15 protein-coding genes are annotated in these 14483 nt (G+C 73.0%); 6 read left to right on the plus strand and 9 right to left on the minus strand.

The features are described from left to right. The first annotated feature begins 491 nt into the window (after window positions 1–491). From ABZ642_RS13905 to ABZ642_RS13930, 6 genes are read left to right on the plus strand one after another with little or no spacing between them, the layout of a single operon-like run. Window positions 492–1607, plus strand: a complete 1116-nt coding sequence (locus ABZ642_RS13905) for an ADP-ribosylglycohydrolase family protein (protein ID WP_360482133.1) — start codon at window positions 492–494, stop codon at window positions 1605–1607. 8 nt (window positions 1608–1615) lie between these two features. After that, window positions 1616–2791, plus strand: coding sequence for an ADP-ribosylglycohydrolase family protein (locus tag ABZ642_RS13910; protein WP_360482136.1), 1176 nt, complete (start codon window positions 1616–1618; stop codon window positions 2789–2791). Continuing rightward, the gene (locus ABZ642_RS13915) at window positions 2779–4227 is read left to right on the plus strand and encodes an ADP-ribosylglycohydrolase family protein (RefSeq protein ID WP_360482139.1); all 1449 of its coding nucleotides are present in this window, start codon (window positions 2779–2781) and stop codon (window positions 4225–4227) included. Before ABZ642_RS13910 ends, ABZ642_RS13915 begins: the two co-directional genes overlap by 13 nt. Next, complete coding sequence (rbsK, locus tag ABZ642_RS13920; RefSeq protein ID WP_360482142.1) at window positions 4224–5117, plus strand: ribokinase; 894 nt, start codon at window positions 4224–4226, stop codon at window positions 5115–5117. The genes ABZ642_RS13915 and rbsK overlap by 4 nt, the downstream gene beginning before the upstream one ends. Beyond that, window positions 5114–6316: a CoA transferase gene (locus ABZ642_RS13925; RefSeq protein ID WP_360482144.1), complete on the plus strand. Its 1203-nt coding sequence runs from the start codon at window positions 5114–5116 to the stop codon at window positions 6314–6316. The genes rbsK and ABZ642_RS13925 overlap by 4 nt, the downstream gene beginning before the upstream one ends. Further along, entirely contained in the window at window positions 6313–7134 is an 822-nt protein-coding gene (locus ABZ642_RS13930; RefSeq protein WP_360482147.1) for a CoA ester lyase, read from the plus strand. The genes ABZ642_RS13925 and ABZ642_RS13930 overlap by 4 nt, the downstream gene beginning before the upstream one ends. Window positions 7135–7308: 174 nt before the next feature. On the opposite strand, the gene lgt is transcribed toward ABZ642_RS13930, so the two are convergent. From lgt to ABZ642_RS13975, 9 genes are all read right to left on the minus strand, one after another. Beyond that, the gene (lgt, locus tag ABZ642_RS13935; protein ID WP_360482150.1) at window positions 7309–8313 is read right to left on the minus strand and encodes a prolipoprotein diacylglyceryl transferase; all 1005 of its coding nucleotides are present in this window, start codon (window positions 8311–8313) and stop codon (window positions 7309–7311) included. A gap of 91 nt (window positions 8314–8404) precedes the next feature. After that, the gene (locus tag ABZ642_RS13940; RefSeq protein ID WP_360482152.1) at window positions 8405–9181 is read right to left on the minus strand and encodes a thioredoxin domain-containing protein; all 777 of its coding nucleotides are present in this window, start codon (window positions 9179–9181) and stop codon (window positions 8405–8407) included. Window positions 9182–9268: 87 nt separating this feature from the next. Continuing rightward, on the minus strand, window positions 9269–10087 hold the full coding sequence (trpA, locus tag ABZ642_RS13945; protein WP_360482155.1) for a tryptophan synthase subunit alpha: 819 nt from the start codon (window positions 10085–10087) through the stop codon (window positions 9269–9271). Continuing rightward, window positions 10084–11367 carry a tryptophan synthase subunit beta gene (gene trpB / locus ABZ642_RS13950; protein WP_360482158.1) on the minus strand — a complete coding sequence of 428 codons (1284 nt, stop codon included), beginning with the start codon at window positions 11365–11367 and terminating at the stop codon, window positions 10084–10086. The genes trpA and trpB overlap by 4 nt, the downstream gene beginning before the upstream one ends. A gap of 79 nt (window positions 11368–11446) precedes the next feature. Then, window positions 11447–11671 (minus strand): tryptophan synthase subunit(beta), encoded by a 225-nt coding sequence (locus tag ABZ642_RS13955; RefSeq protein WP_360482161.1) that lies wholly within the window; start codon window positions 11669–11671, stop codon window positions 11447–11449. 21 nt (window positions 11672–11692) lie between these two features. Beyond that, window positions 11693–12502, minus strand: a complete 810-nt coding sequence (trpC, locus tag ABZ642_RS13960) for an indole-3-glycerol phosphate synthase TrpC (protein WP_360482164.1) — start codon at window positions 12500–12502, stop codon at window positions 11693–11695. A 155-nt stretch (window positions 12503–12657) separates the two neighbouring features. Further along, window positions 12658–13104 (minus strand): DUF2752 domain-containing protein, encoded by a 447-nt coding sequence (locus tag ABZ642_RS13965; RefSeq protein ID WP_360482167.1) that lies wholly within the window; start codon window positions 13102–13104, stop codon window positions 12658–12660. Window positions 13105–13189: 85 nt separating this feature from the next. Next, entirely contained in the window at window positions 13190–13450 is a 261-nt protein-coding gene (locus tag ABZ642_RS13970) for an HGxxPAAW family protein (RefSeq protein ID WP_360482170.1), read from the minus strand. A gap of 339 nt (window positions 13451–13789) precedes the next feature. Then, a complete protein-coding gene (locus ABZ642_RS13975) occupies window positions 13790–14434 on the minus strand; it encodes a TIGR02234 family membrane protein (protein ID WP_360482173.1) in 645 nt (214 codons plus the stop codon). Window positions 14435–14483: the final 49 nt, after the last annotated feature.

Here is a 14483-nt window from a genome sequence, read left to right on the forward strand (position 1 = left end):
GACCCACCCCCTCCGCCCCACACCGCCCCCCACCCCACGACACCCACCTCTCAGCCGACCGAGCCCCCCTCGACCCCAATCTCCCTGCCGACCGAACCACGACCCTCGACGCCGACACCTCTGCCGACCGAGCCACGGACCTCCGCACCGACATCTCCACCGACCGAGCGGCCCTCGGCCCCGGTCTCCCTATCCGCTGAAGCACGACCCTCGACGCCCACCTCCCTTGCACCCGAGCAGCCCACGCCCCCGGCCTACCCGCCGACCGAGCCACGGACCTCCGCACCGACATCTCCACCGACCGAGCGGCCCTCGGCCCCGGTCTCCCTGTCGGGCGAGCGGCGGACTTCGGTGGCGGACTTCGCACGCACCGAGCCACGACCCTCGACGCCGACCCTTCAAGAAACCGAGTCGGGTGGTGGGTGGGCGAGGGATCGGGGCGGTCGGGGGCGGAGCCCTCTGGGGGGCGGCTGCGGCGAGGGGCTGCGGTGATGCGGCGTCGTATCGAGGGGCTCCTGCTCGGCCTCGCCGCAGGCGACGCCGCCGGCTGGCCCGCCGCCCGGCACCGCGCCGCCCGCATGCCGGAGTGGACCCGCCGTCTCACCCGGGAACTCGACACCTTCGCCGAACAGAACGCGACCACCACCCTCCCCGTCCCCATCGCCCTCAACCAGCCCCCCGAGCCCCTCCGCCTCGGCCCCTCCGACGACGCCGAGTGGGCGGCCTTCGCCGCGGAGGCCGTCCTGCGTGCCGGCGACGACACCGCCCTCGCCGACCTCAGCCGTGAGCTCCGTACCCGCGCCGCCATCGACCTGACCTGGACCGCCATGGCCTCCGAGGTCGCCGCCGCCGCGGAACGCGCCCCCGAGATCGAGTCGGCCGTCCTCCCCCTGCGCGCCCGCATCTCCGTCCGCGCCGGCCTCGGCAACCTCGCGACCGGTCTGCGCCCGCCCGCCACCGGCCACGACAACCCGCACTACTTCGACGACGCCGCCTGCGTCCGCGCCTGCGCACTCGCCGTCGCCCACCCCGGCGACCCCCAACGCGCCGCCGACCTCGCCGAGTTCGACGCCCACTACACCCAGGACGGCGACGGAGTGCACGGCGCCCGCGCCATGGCGGCGGCCCTCGCCCTCGCCCTCGTCGGCGCCGAGGTGGAGACCTGCGTGGCCGCCGCGCTCGCCGAACTCCCCGAGGCCACCGAGATCGGCCGCAACGCCCGGCACGCCCTGACCCTCACCGCCACGGCCGACACCGCCTTCGCCCTCGTCCCCCTCCTCGAACACCAAATCGTCGACCACGTCTACAGCTACGGCATCGCCGCCGCCGAAACCGTCCCGGTCGCCCTCGCCCTCGCCACCGCCGCGCGCGGCCGGATCGCCGAGGCCGTCCCCGCCGCCGCCTGTCTCTCCCGGGTCGCCGACTCGGCCCCCGCCCTGGCCGGCGCACTCACCGGCGCCCTCGGCGGCGGTGACTCGATCCCGCCGCCCTGGCGGGACGCCTGCCGCACCCTCTCCGGCTGCGCCCTCCCCCGCCTCACCGGCACCGACCTCGTGGAACTCGCCGAACTCCTGGAAGCCACGCAACCGGCCCGTCCAGGTGGATGATTCGGTGCATGACGCCCAAAGCACAAGAAAGCACCGGCGCTTCGCTGGACGAACGGATCACCGGAGCCCTCGTCGGAGCCGCCGTGGGTGACGCCCTCGGCGGCCCGGTCGAGGGCTACTCCCCCGACCAGATCCTGGAACGCCACGGCGGCCGCGTCCACGGCGTCGTCGGCCCCTGGAACGGCGACGCCTGGCGCACCGCCCGCCCCCTCGCCCCGTACCACAAGGGCGACGGGCACGTCACCGACGACACCTTGATGACCCATGCGCTGGTACGGGTGTACGACCGCGTCCGCGACCACCTCGACGCGTACGCGATCGCCGACCACCTGGTCCCCGACCTGATGACCAACCCCCGCTGGATCCCGGAGCTGGAGACCGAGACCATCCCCCTCCAGCGGGTCTTCCTCGCCGAGAAGTGGCTGGCGACCCGCCTGCACTATGGCCATGTCGACCCCCGCGAGGCCGGCACCGGCAACATCGTCAACTGCGGCGCGGCGATGTACATGGCCCCGGTCGGCCTGGTCAACGCGGCGAACCCGCGGGCCGCGTACGCCGAGGCCCTGGACATCGCCGGCGCCCACCAGTCGTCGTACGGCAGGGAGGCGGCGGGCGTCTTCGCGGCGGCGGTGGCGGCGGCCGCCGCGCCCGGAGCGACAGCGGACTCCGTAGTCACCGCGTGCCTGTCCCTGGCGAAGGACGGCACGCGCACGGCGATCGAAGCGGTCTGTGAAGTGGCCGCGCACCACACCGACTTCGAGTCTGCCCTCACCCCCCTCCGGGAGGCGGTCACCCCCTACGACACGGTCGGCCCCGACTACCGCGCCCCCTCGCTCGGCGCCCGCCGCCCCTCCCGCCTGCACGCGATCGAGGAACTCCCCGTCGCGCTCGGCATGTTGCTGGTGGCAGGCGGCGACTACCGGCACGCCGTCCTCGGCTCCGTCAACTACGGCCGGGACTGCGACTCGATCGCGACGATGGCGGGTGCGATCGCCGGGGCGCTGGGCTCCGCCGTACCGGAGGAGTGGTCGAAGCGGGTCGCCGAGGCGAGCCGCCTCGACCTCTGGGAGCCGCCGCGCACGCTGGCCGTCGTGGCCAGGGAGGTCTTCCTCCGCGACACGGACCTCCGGCGTGCCCACGAGGAGTCCTTCACGCGCCTCGGGGGCCCGGGATGCTCCGCCTGACCTGGGTCCAGCCGGAGGATCTGCTGGGCCACGAGATCCGCCAGGCCCGGCAGGACGGGCGGGAGCCGTCGGCCGTCGAGGCGAGGTGGCGGGCGGCGGGCGGCGCGTCCGCGCCGAGCCGGGCCGGTGCGTCACCGGAGCGGGCGTCCCGCTATCTCCGCCAACTGGCGGAGGACCTCCTCGACGAACTCGCGGACCTGCCAAGCAGGTTGAACGAGCCGACGGATCTGGCAGCGATCAAGGCGCTGTGTCCGCAGTGGCCGACCGCGCAACGGGGAGGGCGGTGCGGACCGTCGTGCGACTGCGGGTGCGATGTGGTTGCTCGCGCAGTTCCCCGCGCCCCTGACGGGGCGCCGGCAGGCGAAACCCCCGAGCCCCCGCCCACCCGCGCCTACCACGCCGCCTGGCTCGGCAGAGCCGTTGGCTGTCTCCTCGGCAAACCCGTCGAGAAGCTTCCCCTCCACGCCATCCGCGAACTCGCCCAAGCAGCCGGCAACTGGCCCCTGAACCACTACTTCACCGCCCGCGGGGTCCCCGCCGAGCTCCTCGCCGCCCACCCCTGGAACCGCCGCTCCGCCGCCACCTCTCTCGTCGAGAACATCGCCGGCATGCCCGAGGACGACGACCTCAACTACCCCCTCCTCAACCTCCTCCTGCTCCAGCGCCGCACCAGAGCCTTCACCACCACCGACGTAGCCGCCCTCTGGCTCGACGAACTCCCGGCCGGCCGCACCTTCACCGCCGAGCGCGTCGCCTACCGCAACCTCCTCACCGGCGTCGAACCGCCGCACACCGCCCGCCACCGCAACCCCTTCCGGGAGTGGATCGGCGCCCTGATCCGCGCCGACGTGCACGGCTGGACCAACCCCGGCGACCCGGCCGCCGCGGCCGAACAGGCCCATCGCGACGCCGCCCTCACCCACACGGCCAACGGCGTCTACGCGGCGATGTTCACGGCGGCCACCATCGCCACCGCCGCCAGCGGAACCCACGACATCCACGCCTGCCTGCGCTCCGGCCGCACGGTGATCCCGCCCCGGTCCCGCCTGGCACAGGCGATCGACCGGGCGATCCGGCTGGCCGAGACCCACGAGGACTTCGAGGCGGTCGTGGCGGAGCTCCACCGCACCCACTCCCCCACCCACCACTGGGTGCACGCCATCCCCAACACCGCGCTGATCGCCGCCGCCCTCACCCACGCGGACGGCGACTTCACCGGCTCCGTCTGCCGTGCGGTGAGCGGCGGCTGGGACACCGACTCGAACGGCGCGACGGCCGGCTCGGTCGCCGGGCTGCTCGCCGGCGACCCCGACGCCCTCCCCGACCGCTGGACGACCCCGCTCAAGAACCGACTCGCCACCTCCGTCGCCGGCTTCGACGGCACCGGCTTCGACACCCTCGCCCACCTCACCCACCTGGAGGCGACCCGCCCATGACCCAGATCGCCGTACTCGGCAGCACGAACATGGACCTCGTCGCGTACGTCGAGAAGGCCCCGCAGCTCGGCGAGACCGTGACCGGACGGGAGTTCCGTACGATCCCCGGCGGCAAGGGCGCCAACCAGGCGATCGCCGCCGCCCGCGCGGGCGCCACCGTCTCGATGATCGGCGCGGTCGGCCATGACGCCTACGGCACCCGGATGCGGGAGTCCCTCGAACACTCCGGCGTGGACACCGACTCGCTGCGCACGATCGAGGGCCCCTCCGGCACCGCGCACATCGTCGTGGACGACGAGGGCGGCAACGCGATCGTCGTGATCCCCGGCGCGAACGGCACCGTCGACCATCTCTCCCCCGGCGACGAGGGCGTCATCGCCTCCGCCGACACCCTCCTGCTGCAACTGGAGATCCCGCTGCCCGCGGTCGTCGCCGGTGCGCAGGCCGCCCGCCGGCACGGCGTCCGGACCATCCTCACCCCGTCCCCCGTCCGCCCTCTCCCGTCCGAACTCCTCGACAGCATCGACCTGCTGGTGTCCAACGAGCGTGAGGCCGCCGCGCTCACCGACCGCGCCGACCCGCGGGACGCGGCCGCCGCCCTGCTCGGCCTGGTGCCGCAGGTGGTGGTCACCCTGGGCGCCGCCGGCAGCCTCTACCTCACCCGGGACGCCGCGCCCCTCGTCATCCCGGCGCCCCGGGTGACCGCCGTCGACTCGACGGGCGCGGGCGACACTTTCGTCGGCGCCCTCGCGGTCGCCCTGGCCGAGGAGAAACCCATCCGGGAGGCCCTGTCCTGGGCGGCGGCCGCGGCCGCGCTCGCCGTACAACGGGAGGGGGCGTCGACGTCCATGCCGTACCGTCCGGAGATCGAGGCCCAGTACACCGCATGAGTACGACAACACAGCCCCAGCCCCTCGCCGGTCTGCGCGTCCTGGACCTCGCCACCCTCTTCGCCGGCCCCCTCGCCGCCACCCTGCTCGGTGACTTCGGCGCCGAGGTCGTCAAGGTCGAGCACCCCGGCAAACCCGACCCCTCCCGGGGGCACGGCCCGGCCAAGCAGGGCGTCGGCCTGTGGTGGAAGCTGCTCGGCCGCAACAAGCGGACCATCACCCTCGACCTGTCCAAGCCCGGTGGCCGCGCCACGCTGCTCCGGCTCGCCGCCACCGCCGACGTGATCGTGGAGAACTTCCGGCCCGGCACCCTGGAGAAGTGGGACCTCGGCTGGGAGGAACTCTCCGCCGCCAACCCCCGGCTGATCCTGACCCGGGTCACCGCCTTCGGCCAGTTCGGCCCCTACGCCCACCGCCCCGGCTTCGGCACCCTCGCCGAGGCGATGAGCGGCTTCGCGGCGATCACCGGCGAACCGGACGCCCCGCCCACGCTGCCCCCGTTCGGGCTCGCCGACTCCATCGCGGCACTGGCGACCGCGTACGCCGTGATGACCGCGCTCGCCGCCCGGGACCGCACCGGCGAGGGCCAGGTCGTCGACATGGCGATCATCGAACCGATCCTCACCGTCCTCGGCCCCCAGCCCACCTGGTACGACCAGCTCGGCTACGTCCAGGCGCGCACCGGCAACCGCTCCGCCAACAACGCCCCGCGCAACACCTACCGCACGGCGGACGGGACCTGGGTCGCCGTCTCCACCTCGGCCCAGTCGATCGCGGAACGCGTACTGCGGCTGGTCGGGCGCCCGGAGCTGATCGACGAGCCGTGGTTCGCGACCGGCGCCGACCGGGCCGCGCACTCCGACGTCCTGGACGCGGCCGTCGGCGACTGGATCGCCACCCGCTCCCGTGCCGAGGTGCTGGCCGAGTTCGAGAAGGCGGAGGCGGCGGTCGCCCCCATCCAGGACGTGCGGGACGTGATGGCCGACCCGCAGTACCTGGCGCTGGACACGATCACCACCGTGCCCGACCCCGAACTGGGGCCGCTGCGCATGCAGAACGTCCTCTTCCGGCTCTCCTCGACCCCCGGCGCGATCCGCTGGACCGGCCGCCCGCACGGTGCCGACACGGACGAGGTCCTCACCGAGCTGGGCCTGACCCCGGCCCAGCTGCTGGCCCTGCGCGAGGAGGGCGCCGTATGACCCCCGCCCCCTTCCCGCTGACCTGGCTGTACGTCCCCGGTGACCGGCCGCATGTCGTCGCCAAGGCGCTGGCCTGCGGCGCGGACGTGGTGGTGGTCGACCTGGAGGACGCCGTCGCCCCCGACCGCAAGGACTGCGCCCGCGCCGCCACCGCCGACCTCCTGGCCCACCCCCAGCCGGTCCCGGTGCACGTCCGGGTCAACGGCCTGGACACCCCCTGGGCCGCGGCCGACCTGCGGGCCCTGCTCGGCCTCCCCGGCCTCGCCGGACTGCGTCTCCCCAAGGTGACCGGCCCCGACGACATCCACCACATCGCCTCCCGGACCGCCGCCCTCCCTCTCTACGCCCTCCTCGAATCGGCCCTCGGCATCGAGCACGCCTACGCCATCGCCACCGCCCACCCCGCCCTGCGGGGCATCTCGCTCGGGGAGGCGGACCTCCAGGCCGACCTGGGCGTGTACGACGACATCGGCCTCGACTGGTCCCGTTCCCGGATCGTGGTCGCCGCCCGGGCCGCGGGCCTCGCCCCACCGCCCCAGTCGGTCCACCCCGACACCCGGGACCTCAAGGGCCTCGCCACCTCCTGCGCCCGCGGCCGCGCCCTGGGCTTCCTGGGCCGCGCCGCCATCCACCCCCGGCAGCTCCCGATCATCGAACGCGCCTATCTCCCCACCCAGGCCGAACTGGAACAGGCCGAAAAGATCATCAAGGCGGCCACCACGGAACAGGGCGCCCAGGCCCTCCCGGACGGCAGCTTCATCGACGCGGCGGTGGTGGCGACGGCCCGCAGAACCCTGTCCCTGCTGAACCGCCGCTGACACCGACGGCCCGATCCCTTCTTCGGCCCTTCGCCGGCGAGCTTCTTCCGCCGTGGCGGCGAGCGCTTCCGCGGCGGTGTCCGGCGGTGCCGGGCTCGCCGGGATCCGTCGGCACGTACGCGAAGAGGGCGCCCGGTTCCGTCCCGGGCGCCCTCTTCGTCGTATCGCGGCAGGTCAGCTCTTCTTGGTCGCCGACCCGGCCTCGGCTTCGTGCTCGGCTTCGGCCTCGTCCTTGGCCTCGTGCTCGGCTTCGTCCTTGACCTCGTGCTCGGCCTCGCCTTCGGAAGCCTCCGCCTCGGAAGCCTCCTTGGTTTCGGCAGCCGCGGCGGCGTCACCCGTACCGTCGGTCTCCCCGTCGGAGACGCCCGGCTCGACCACCGGCTCCCGGCCCGGCCGCTTCTTCGCGGAGAGCACGATGTACAGCACCGCGAGCAGGAACACGATCATCGCGGTCCAGTCGTTGAGCCGCAGGCCGAGGATGTGGTGGGCGTCGTCGACGCGCATGTACTCGATCCAGCCGCGGCCCACGCAGTACGCGGCGACATACAGCGCGAACGCCCGCCCGTGCCCCAGCTTGAATCGGCGGTCGGCCCAGATCACCAGGAAGGCGACGCCGATGCACCACAGCGACTCGTAGAGGAAGGTCGGGTGGTAGTAGCCGGGGACCCGGCCGCCCTCGGACGAGGTGATGTGCAGGGCCCACGGCACATGCGTCTCGCGGCCGTACAGCTCCTGGTTGAACCAGTTGCCCCAGCGGCCGATCGCCTGGGCCAAGGCGATGCCGGGGGCGATGGCGTCGGCGTAGGCCGGGAGCGGGATGCCCCGGCGCCGGCAGCCGATCCACGCACCCACCGCGCCGAGCGCGATCGCGCCCCAGATACCGAGGCCGCCCTGCCACACCTTGAACGCGTCGACCCAGTCACGGCCCTCGCTGAAGTACAGCTCGTAGTCCGTGATCACGTGGTACAGACGCCCGCCGACCAGGCCGAACGGCACGGCCCAGACGGCGATGTCGGCCACGGTGCCGGCCCGCCCGCCCCGGGCGATCCAGCGCCTGTTTCCGAGCCAGACGGCTACGAAGACACCGATGATGATGCAGAAGGCGTAGCCGCGCAGCGGAATGGGACCGAGGTGGATCACCCCGCGCGAAGGGCTGGGAATGTAGGCAAGATATTCCATGGCAGGGTCGACGCTACCGTGCCGGACCGGGCCGACGGCAACCAGCCCGGCTACGGCTCCATAACAGGGGCGTGAGAAATGCTTACCCCGCTCACCCCTTGTTGGCGTCCTCCACTAGCTGCTTCAGCTTGGCCGGGGTCATGGTCTGGTCCTGGTAGATGTTCTTGCCGTCGAGCAGAACGGTCGGGGTGCCGCCGAACTTGGCCGCCTGGAAGGCCTCGTTGGACTTCACGACCCAGGCGTTGTGCTTGCCGTCCTTGACACATTTCTGGAACGCCGGCGTATTCAGGCCCTGGACCTTGCCGGCCAGCTCGATCAGCTTGTCGTTGCTCGAGAAGGTGTCGTCGGTTTCCTTCGGCTGGTTCTCGTACAGCACGTCGTGGTAGTCGCGGAACTTGCCCGCGTCCTGGGCGCAGGCCGCCGCGTTGGCCGCGTTCCGGGAGCCGCTGCCGCCGAGGTTGCCGTCGATCAGCGTGACCAGGTGGTACTCGATTCTGAGCTTGCCGGAGTCGGTCAGCTCGTGGAGCGTCGGGCGGTACGCCGTCTCGAAGGCCTGGCAGGCCGGGCAGCGGAAGTCCTCCCAGATGGTGAGCGTCGCCTTGGCATCGTCCTTGCCGACCGGGATCGCGAGGCTGTCCTTGCCCTGCGCGCCCGAGGGCGCCACGACCGGGCCCGAGCTCTTGCTGTTCTTGTCCTTGCCCGCGTTCGCGGCGACGACGCCGATCACCGCCGCCAGGCCGAGGACACAGACGACGCTCGCGCCCACGATCAGCGCGCGCCGTCGCTTCTCCGCGGACTGATGCTTCTCGCGGTCGGCTGCGATCCGCTCGCGGGCCGTCCGCTTTCCGTCACGATTCTTCTCGCTCACACCACCAGAACGAACCGGGGAGGCGCACCGCGCCTCCCCGGTCCCAGGTCCACCCGTTCGAGTGACCGAATGGTCCGTGGTGTTCCGTTACGCCTGTCCGCGCACGCCCTTCGCCAGGTCACCGGCGAGTTCCCGGACGGCCACCACGCCGGCCGCGTCGTCCGGCGCGTCCAGCATCCGCTTCACGAAGGCCGAGCCGACGATCACCCCGTCGGCGAAGCCGGCGACCTCGGCGGCCTGGGCCGCGTCGGAGACACCGAGGCCGACGCAGACGGGCAGCCCGGTGCCGGTGCCACGGGTGCGTTCCACCAGGTCCTGGGCCTGTGCGCCGACGGATGCCCGGGTACCCGTGACGCCCATCAGGGAGGCCGCGTAGACGAAGCCGCTGCCGGCCGCCGTGATCTGCGCGAGCCGCTCGTCCTTACTGCTGGGCGCCACGACGAAGACCGTCGCGAGGCCGTGCTTCTCGGCGTGCTCCCTCCACAGGGCCGACTCCTGGACGGGCAGGTCGGGCAGGATGCAGCCCGCGCCGCCCGCCTCGGCCAGCTCGGCGGTGAAGCGCTCGACGCCGTAGCGGTCGATGGGGTTCCAATACGTCATGACGAGGATCGGCTTGCCGGTGGCCGCGTAGGCCTCCTTGACCGTGCGCATGACGTCCGCGATCTTGACGCCGCCGCGCAGGGCGATGTCGTCGGCGGTCTGGATGACCGGGCCGTCGAGCACCGGGTCGCTGTGCGGCAGCCCGACCTCGACGACGTCCGCGCCGCCGTCCAGGACCGCCTTGATCGCCTCGATGCCGCCTGCCACCGTCGGGAACCCGGCCGGGAGGTAGGCGATCAGGGCGCTGCGGCCCTCGGCCTTGGCACCCGCGAGGGTGTCGGACAGCAGTTGGATGTTCCCGCTCACTTGGCGTCCCCCTCGATCTCGGCGGTGGCGGTGGCGTCGGCGGCGACCTCGGCGTCGGTGTCGTACAGCCCGAAGTAGCGCGCGGCGGTGTCCATGTCCTTGTCGCCGCGGCCGGACAGGTTGACGACGATCAGGCCGTCCTTGCCGAGCTCCCGGCCGACCTCCAGGGCGCCGGCCAGGGCGTGCGCGCTCTCGATGGCCGGGATGATGCCCTCGGTGCGGGACAGCAGACGCAGGGCCTGCATGGCCGCGTCGTCGGTGACCGCGCGGTACTCGCCGCGGCCGGAGTCCTTGAGGTAGGAGTGCTCCGGGCCGATGCCCGGGTAGTCCAGACCGGCCGAGATCGAGTACGGCTCGGTGATCTGGCCCTCGTCGTCCTGGAGGACGTAGGACCGGGAGCCGTGCAGGATGCCGGGCTCGCCGGCGGTGAGGGTGGCGGCGTGCTCGCCGGTCTCGATGCCGTGTCCCGCGGGCTCGCAGCCGATGAGGCGGACGCCCTCGTCGGGGATGAAGGCGTGGAAGAGGCCGATGGCGTTGGAGCCGCCGCCGACGCAGGCGATCGCCGCGTCGGGGAGGCGGCCGGCCCGCTCCAGGAGCTGGCGGCGGGCCTCGACGCCGATGACCCGGTGGAAGTCGCGGACCATCGCCGGGAAGGGGTGCGGGCCGGCGACCGTACCGAAGAGGTAGTGGGTGCGGTCGACGTTGGCCACCCAGTCACGGAACGCCTCGTTGATGGCGTCCTTCAGGGTGCGGCTGCCGGACTTCACGGAGATGACCTCGGCGCCGAGCATGCGCATCCGGGCCACGTTGAGGGCCTGCCGCTTGGTGTCGATCTCACCCATGTAGATGGTGCATTCGAGGCCGAACAGCGCGCAGGCGGTGGCCGTCGCCACGCCGTGCTGGCCGGCGCCGGTCTCCGCGATCACCCGGGTCTTGCCCATGCGCCTGGTGAGCAGGGCCTGGCCGAGCACGTTGTTGATCTTGTGCGAGCCGGTGTGGTTGAGGTCCTCGCGCTTGAGGAAGATCCGGGCGCCGCCCGCTTCCGCGGCGAACCGGGGGACCTCGGTGAGGGAGCTGGGGCGGCCGGTGTAGTTGACCAGCAGGTCGTCGAGCTCGCGGGCGAACTCGGGGTCGTGCTTGGCCTTGTCGTACTCGACGGCGACCTCGTCCACGGCGGCGACGAGGGCCTCCGGGATGAACTTGCCGCCGAAGGCGCCGAAGTAGCCCTCCGGGGAGGGCACCTGGCCTTCTGGGTCAGGGAAGAAGTAGTCGCTGGGCATGCGGAAACCTCACGGTGAGTGCGTGTGAAAAGACACTATTCGCCGTGGGGCGTGGGGATTGTCTGTCGGCCGCGAGCCGTCAGTGGTTGCTCGCGCCCGCGCGGCGGCAGCCGCACATCGACGAGAGCCCCGCGCCCCTGATGGGGCGCTGCCATCGCATGCCGTTCACCTGACCCGGCTCGGCACCGATGACGTAACGCACGCGGCGGCCGTGGACGCGCCTCGCCGGGGCTCGGCAGCCCCGGGGGCGGCAGCCGCGCGCGAGGCGGGCGTACCGGTCCACGTTCGTCACGGTCACAGTCATCGGTGTCAGCCTACCGGGTGATCAGGGGCGGCCGTGGCGCAGTGCCGGGTGTTCGCCCGCCGCCACCAGGTCGGCCACCGCCGCCTTGGGGTCGCGGCCGGTCACCAGGGACTCGCCGACCAGGACCGCGTCGGCGCCCGCGTTGGCGTAGGCGATCAGGTCGTGCGGGCCGCGGACGCCGGACTCGGCGACCTTGACCACGGTGTCGGGGATCTCCGGGGCGACCCGCTCGAAGGTGGAGCGGTCGACCTCCAGGGTCTTCAGGTTGCGCGCGTTGACGCCGATAACCTTGGCGCCCGCGTCCACCGCGCGCTCGACCTCGTCCTCGTCGTGCACCTCGACGAGCGGGGTGAGGCCGATGGAGACCGCGCGCTCGATCAGCGACTCCAGGGCCGGCTGGTCGAGGGCGGCGACGATCAGCAGCGCGAGGTCGGCGCCGTACGCGCGGGCCTCCCACAGCTGGTACGACGTGACGATGAAGTCCTTGCGCAGGACCGGGATGTCCACACGGGCCCGGACCGCCTCCAGGTCGGCCAGCGAGCCGCCGAAGCGGCGCTGCTCGGTCAGGACCGAGATGACGGCCGCGCCGCCCGCCTCGTAGTCCGCGGCGAGCCCGGCCGGGTCGGCGATCGCGGCCAGCGCACCCTTGGACGGGCTGGAGCGCTTGACCTCGCAGATCACCTTGACGCCGTCGCCGCGCAGTGCGGCCACGCCGTCCTTGGCGGCGGGTGCCTTCGCCGCGCGCTCCTTGAGCTCGTCGAGGCTGACGCGCGCCTGCCGCTCCGCGAGGTCGGCACGGACTCCGTCGATGATCTCGTCGAGCACACTCACGCGAGCGGTCCCCTTTCGGTTCCGGACGGTTCTTCCGAGCGGGTCGAAACCCCTGCGGGTCAAAACCCATGGTCACATCGATGGTATCCGCAGGACGGCGCCGACCTCGCATCCGGCCGAGGCCCGATCCCCCTACCTGGACGTTTGCCAGTCGATCAAGGATGCAACCAGCCGACGAAGGGCAGGTTCCGGACAACGGTGAAGACCAGCAGCACCGCGCCCAGCGTCCACATCGGGACCGGCCTGAGTTCGATCCGGACGGGCCGGCCGCGTGCCGCGCGCACCACCCAGACGGTCCACACCACGGCGAAGGCCAGATAGGCGGCCACGCCCGCCGCGTTATCCCGCAGCGCGGCCAGGAAGTCGCCGTGGATGAACGCGTGCGCGCTGCGCAGGCCGCCGCAGCCGGGGCAGTACAGGCCGGTGAGCCGGTACAGGGGGCAGACCGGGTAGTGGCCGGGCTGGTTGGGGTCGACCGTGCCGACGTAGGCGAAGGCCCCGACGACGGCGGCCAGCACCCCCGCGGGCACGGCCAGCCGTCCTCGCAGGGAGGGCGGCGCCGGGGCGGCTGCGCTGGAGGTGTCGGCGTTCACGCCTCGCATTGTGCCCCGTACGGTCGGCACATGCGCGCGAGGGGCGTCCCGATCTCTCGGGACGCCCCTCGGGAAGCGCTGCGAGCGCTGCCGGTCAGCCTTCGGCGGTGACCGGCTCGCGGGTGACGGCCGGCGCGGTGTGCGCCGTCACCAGGGCGGTCTGCTTCGGCATGCCGAGGCCCATGGCGCGCATGATCATGCCGACCACGCCACCGAGGACCACGATCACCATGCCGGCCCAGAAGCCCGCCGGCTGGGCCATCACCATGAAGGCGCCCGCGACGCAGAAACCGATGAAGGCGATGGTGACGCCCGTCCAGGCGGCCGGGGTGTGACCGTGGCTGCTGCCCGCCATGACTTGCTCCTCGTTAGCTGGTGCGTGTCGTACGTGCCGTCCGTGGCCGCGCTCGTACGGGTCCGTTCCGGACGCTCGACTTCCATTGTCCCGTATGCGCACGCCCGCCGTGAGCGGGGGTGGCGTCTGATTCGCCACACCCGGGCACTCGAGGCCTCGTCAGTCGCCCGAAGGGGCGCGGGGCTGTGTTCGGCGGCTCCGCCACGTGGGCGCGACCAGCCGCGACGCGGCGCCGCAGACGGCAGACGGCAGACGGCAGACGGCAGACGGCAGACGGCAGACGGCAGACGGCAGACGGCAGACGGCAGAGCATCTCATCGCGGCGCCCCAGCGGAGCGCTCAGGCTCCCGTAGGGTCCTCGCCCCGGTCCAGGGCCTTCCAGATGTCCTCGGGCCGGTCCGGGTCGACCGGCTTCGGCGCGCGGCGCGGCCGCTCCGCCCCCGTGCCGCGCTCGTAGCGGCCGGACATGGCGGGCCAGAGGCGGCCGTAGCGCAGCGCGAGCAGTCCGGCGATCAGGATGAGCGCGCCGCCGGCCGCGGCGACGTACGGCCAGCCGGTGTGGCTGAGGGCGTCGACCGCGGCAGAGGTGTCGCCACTGGCCTCGGCGGCCTTCTCGTCCAGCGCGGAGCCGTCGGAGGCGCCCGCCAGGGCGGCGACGACGATACCGGCGCCGGAGAGCGCGAGGAGCCCGGAGACCAGGAAGCGGCCGGCCCTGCGGACGGCGAAGACGGCGACGAGCGCGGCGAGGCCCACTATGGCGAGGGCCGCGGGGACGCCCGTGACGTCGCTGCCCCTGGCGGTCAGCGGGAAGGCGCCACCGGCCACCGTCGCGGTGCCCTCCGCCCAGCGCTGCCGGCTGGACAGCAGGGCCACGGCCGCGCCGAGCGCACCGAACAACAGCGCGACGGCGAGGCTGCGGCGGCCGGACCCGCTGGGCGCGGCGGCTTCGGAACGGGGGTGAGGAACGGCAGTCACGTACTCCACTATCGCTTGAACCCCGGGCGAACGGTCACCCGGGGTTGAGTGAGAAGCG

This window comes from Streptomyces sp. NPDC007157 (assembly GCF_040634235.1).
In the GTDB taxonomy this organism is placed as follows: Bacteria; Actinomycetota; Actinomycetes; order Streptomycetales; family Streptomycetaceae; genus Streptomyces.

Excerpts from the sequence above, each read along its gene's own strand:
- rbsK (WP_360482142.1), top strand. The coding sequence starts at position 4,224 with ATGACCCAGATCGCCGTACTCGGCAGCACGAACATGGACCTCGTCGCG.
- ABZ642_RS13930 (WP_360482147.1), top strand. The coding sequence starts at position 6,313 with ATGACCCCCGCCCCCTTCCCGCTGACCTGGCTGTACGTCCCCGGTGAC.
- lgt (WP_360482150.1), bottom strand. The coding sequence starts at position 8,313 with ATGGAATATCTTGCCTACATTCCCAGCCCTTCGCGCGGGGTGATCCAC.
- ABZ642_RS13965 (WP_360482167.1), bottom strand. The coding sequence starts at position 13,104 with ATGCGAGGCGTGAACGCCGACACCTCCAGCGCAGCCGCCCCGGCGCCG.
- trpB (WP_360482158.1), bottom strand. The coding sequence starts at position 11,367 with ATGCCCAGCGACTACTTCTTCCCTGACCCAGAAGGCCAGGTGCCCTCC.
- ABZ642_RS13910 (WP_360482136.1), top strand. The coding sequence starts at position 1,616 with ATGACGCCCAAAGCACAAGAAAGCACCGGCGCTTCGCTGGACGAACGG.
- ABZ642_RS13915 (WP_360482139.1), top strand. The coding sequence starts at position 2,779 with ATGCTCCGCCTGACCTGGGTCCAGCCGGAGGATCTGCTGGGCCACGAG.
- ABZ642_RS13955 (WP_360482161.1), bottom strand. The coding sequence starts at position 11,671 with ATGACTGTGACCGTGACGAACGTGGACCGGTACGCCCGCCTCGCGCGC.
- ABZ642_RS13925 (WP_360482144.1), top strand. The coding sequence starts at position 5,114 with ATGAGTACGACAACACAGCCCCAGCCCCTCGCCGGTCTGCGCGTCCTG.
- ABZ642_RS13905 (WP_360482133.1), top strand. The coding sequence starts at position 492 with ATGCGGCGTCGTATCGAGGGGCTCCTGCTCGGCCTCGCCGCAGGCGAC.
- ABZ642_RS13970 (WP_360482170.1), bottom strand. The coding sequence starts at position 13,450 with ATGGCGGGCAGCAGCCACGGTCACACCCCGGCCGCCTGGACGGGCGTC.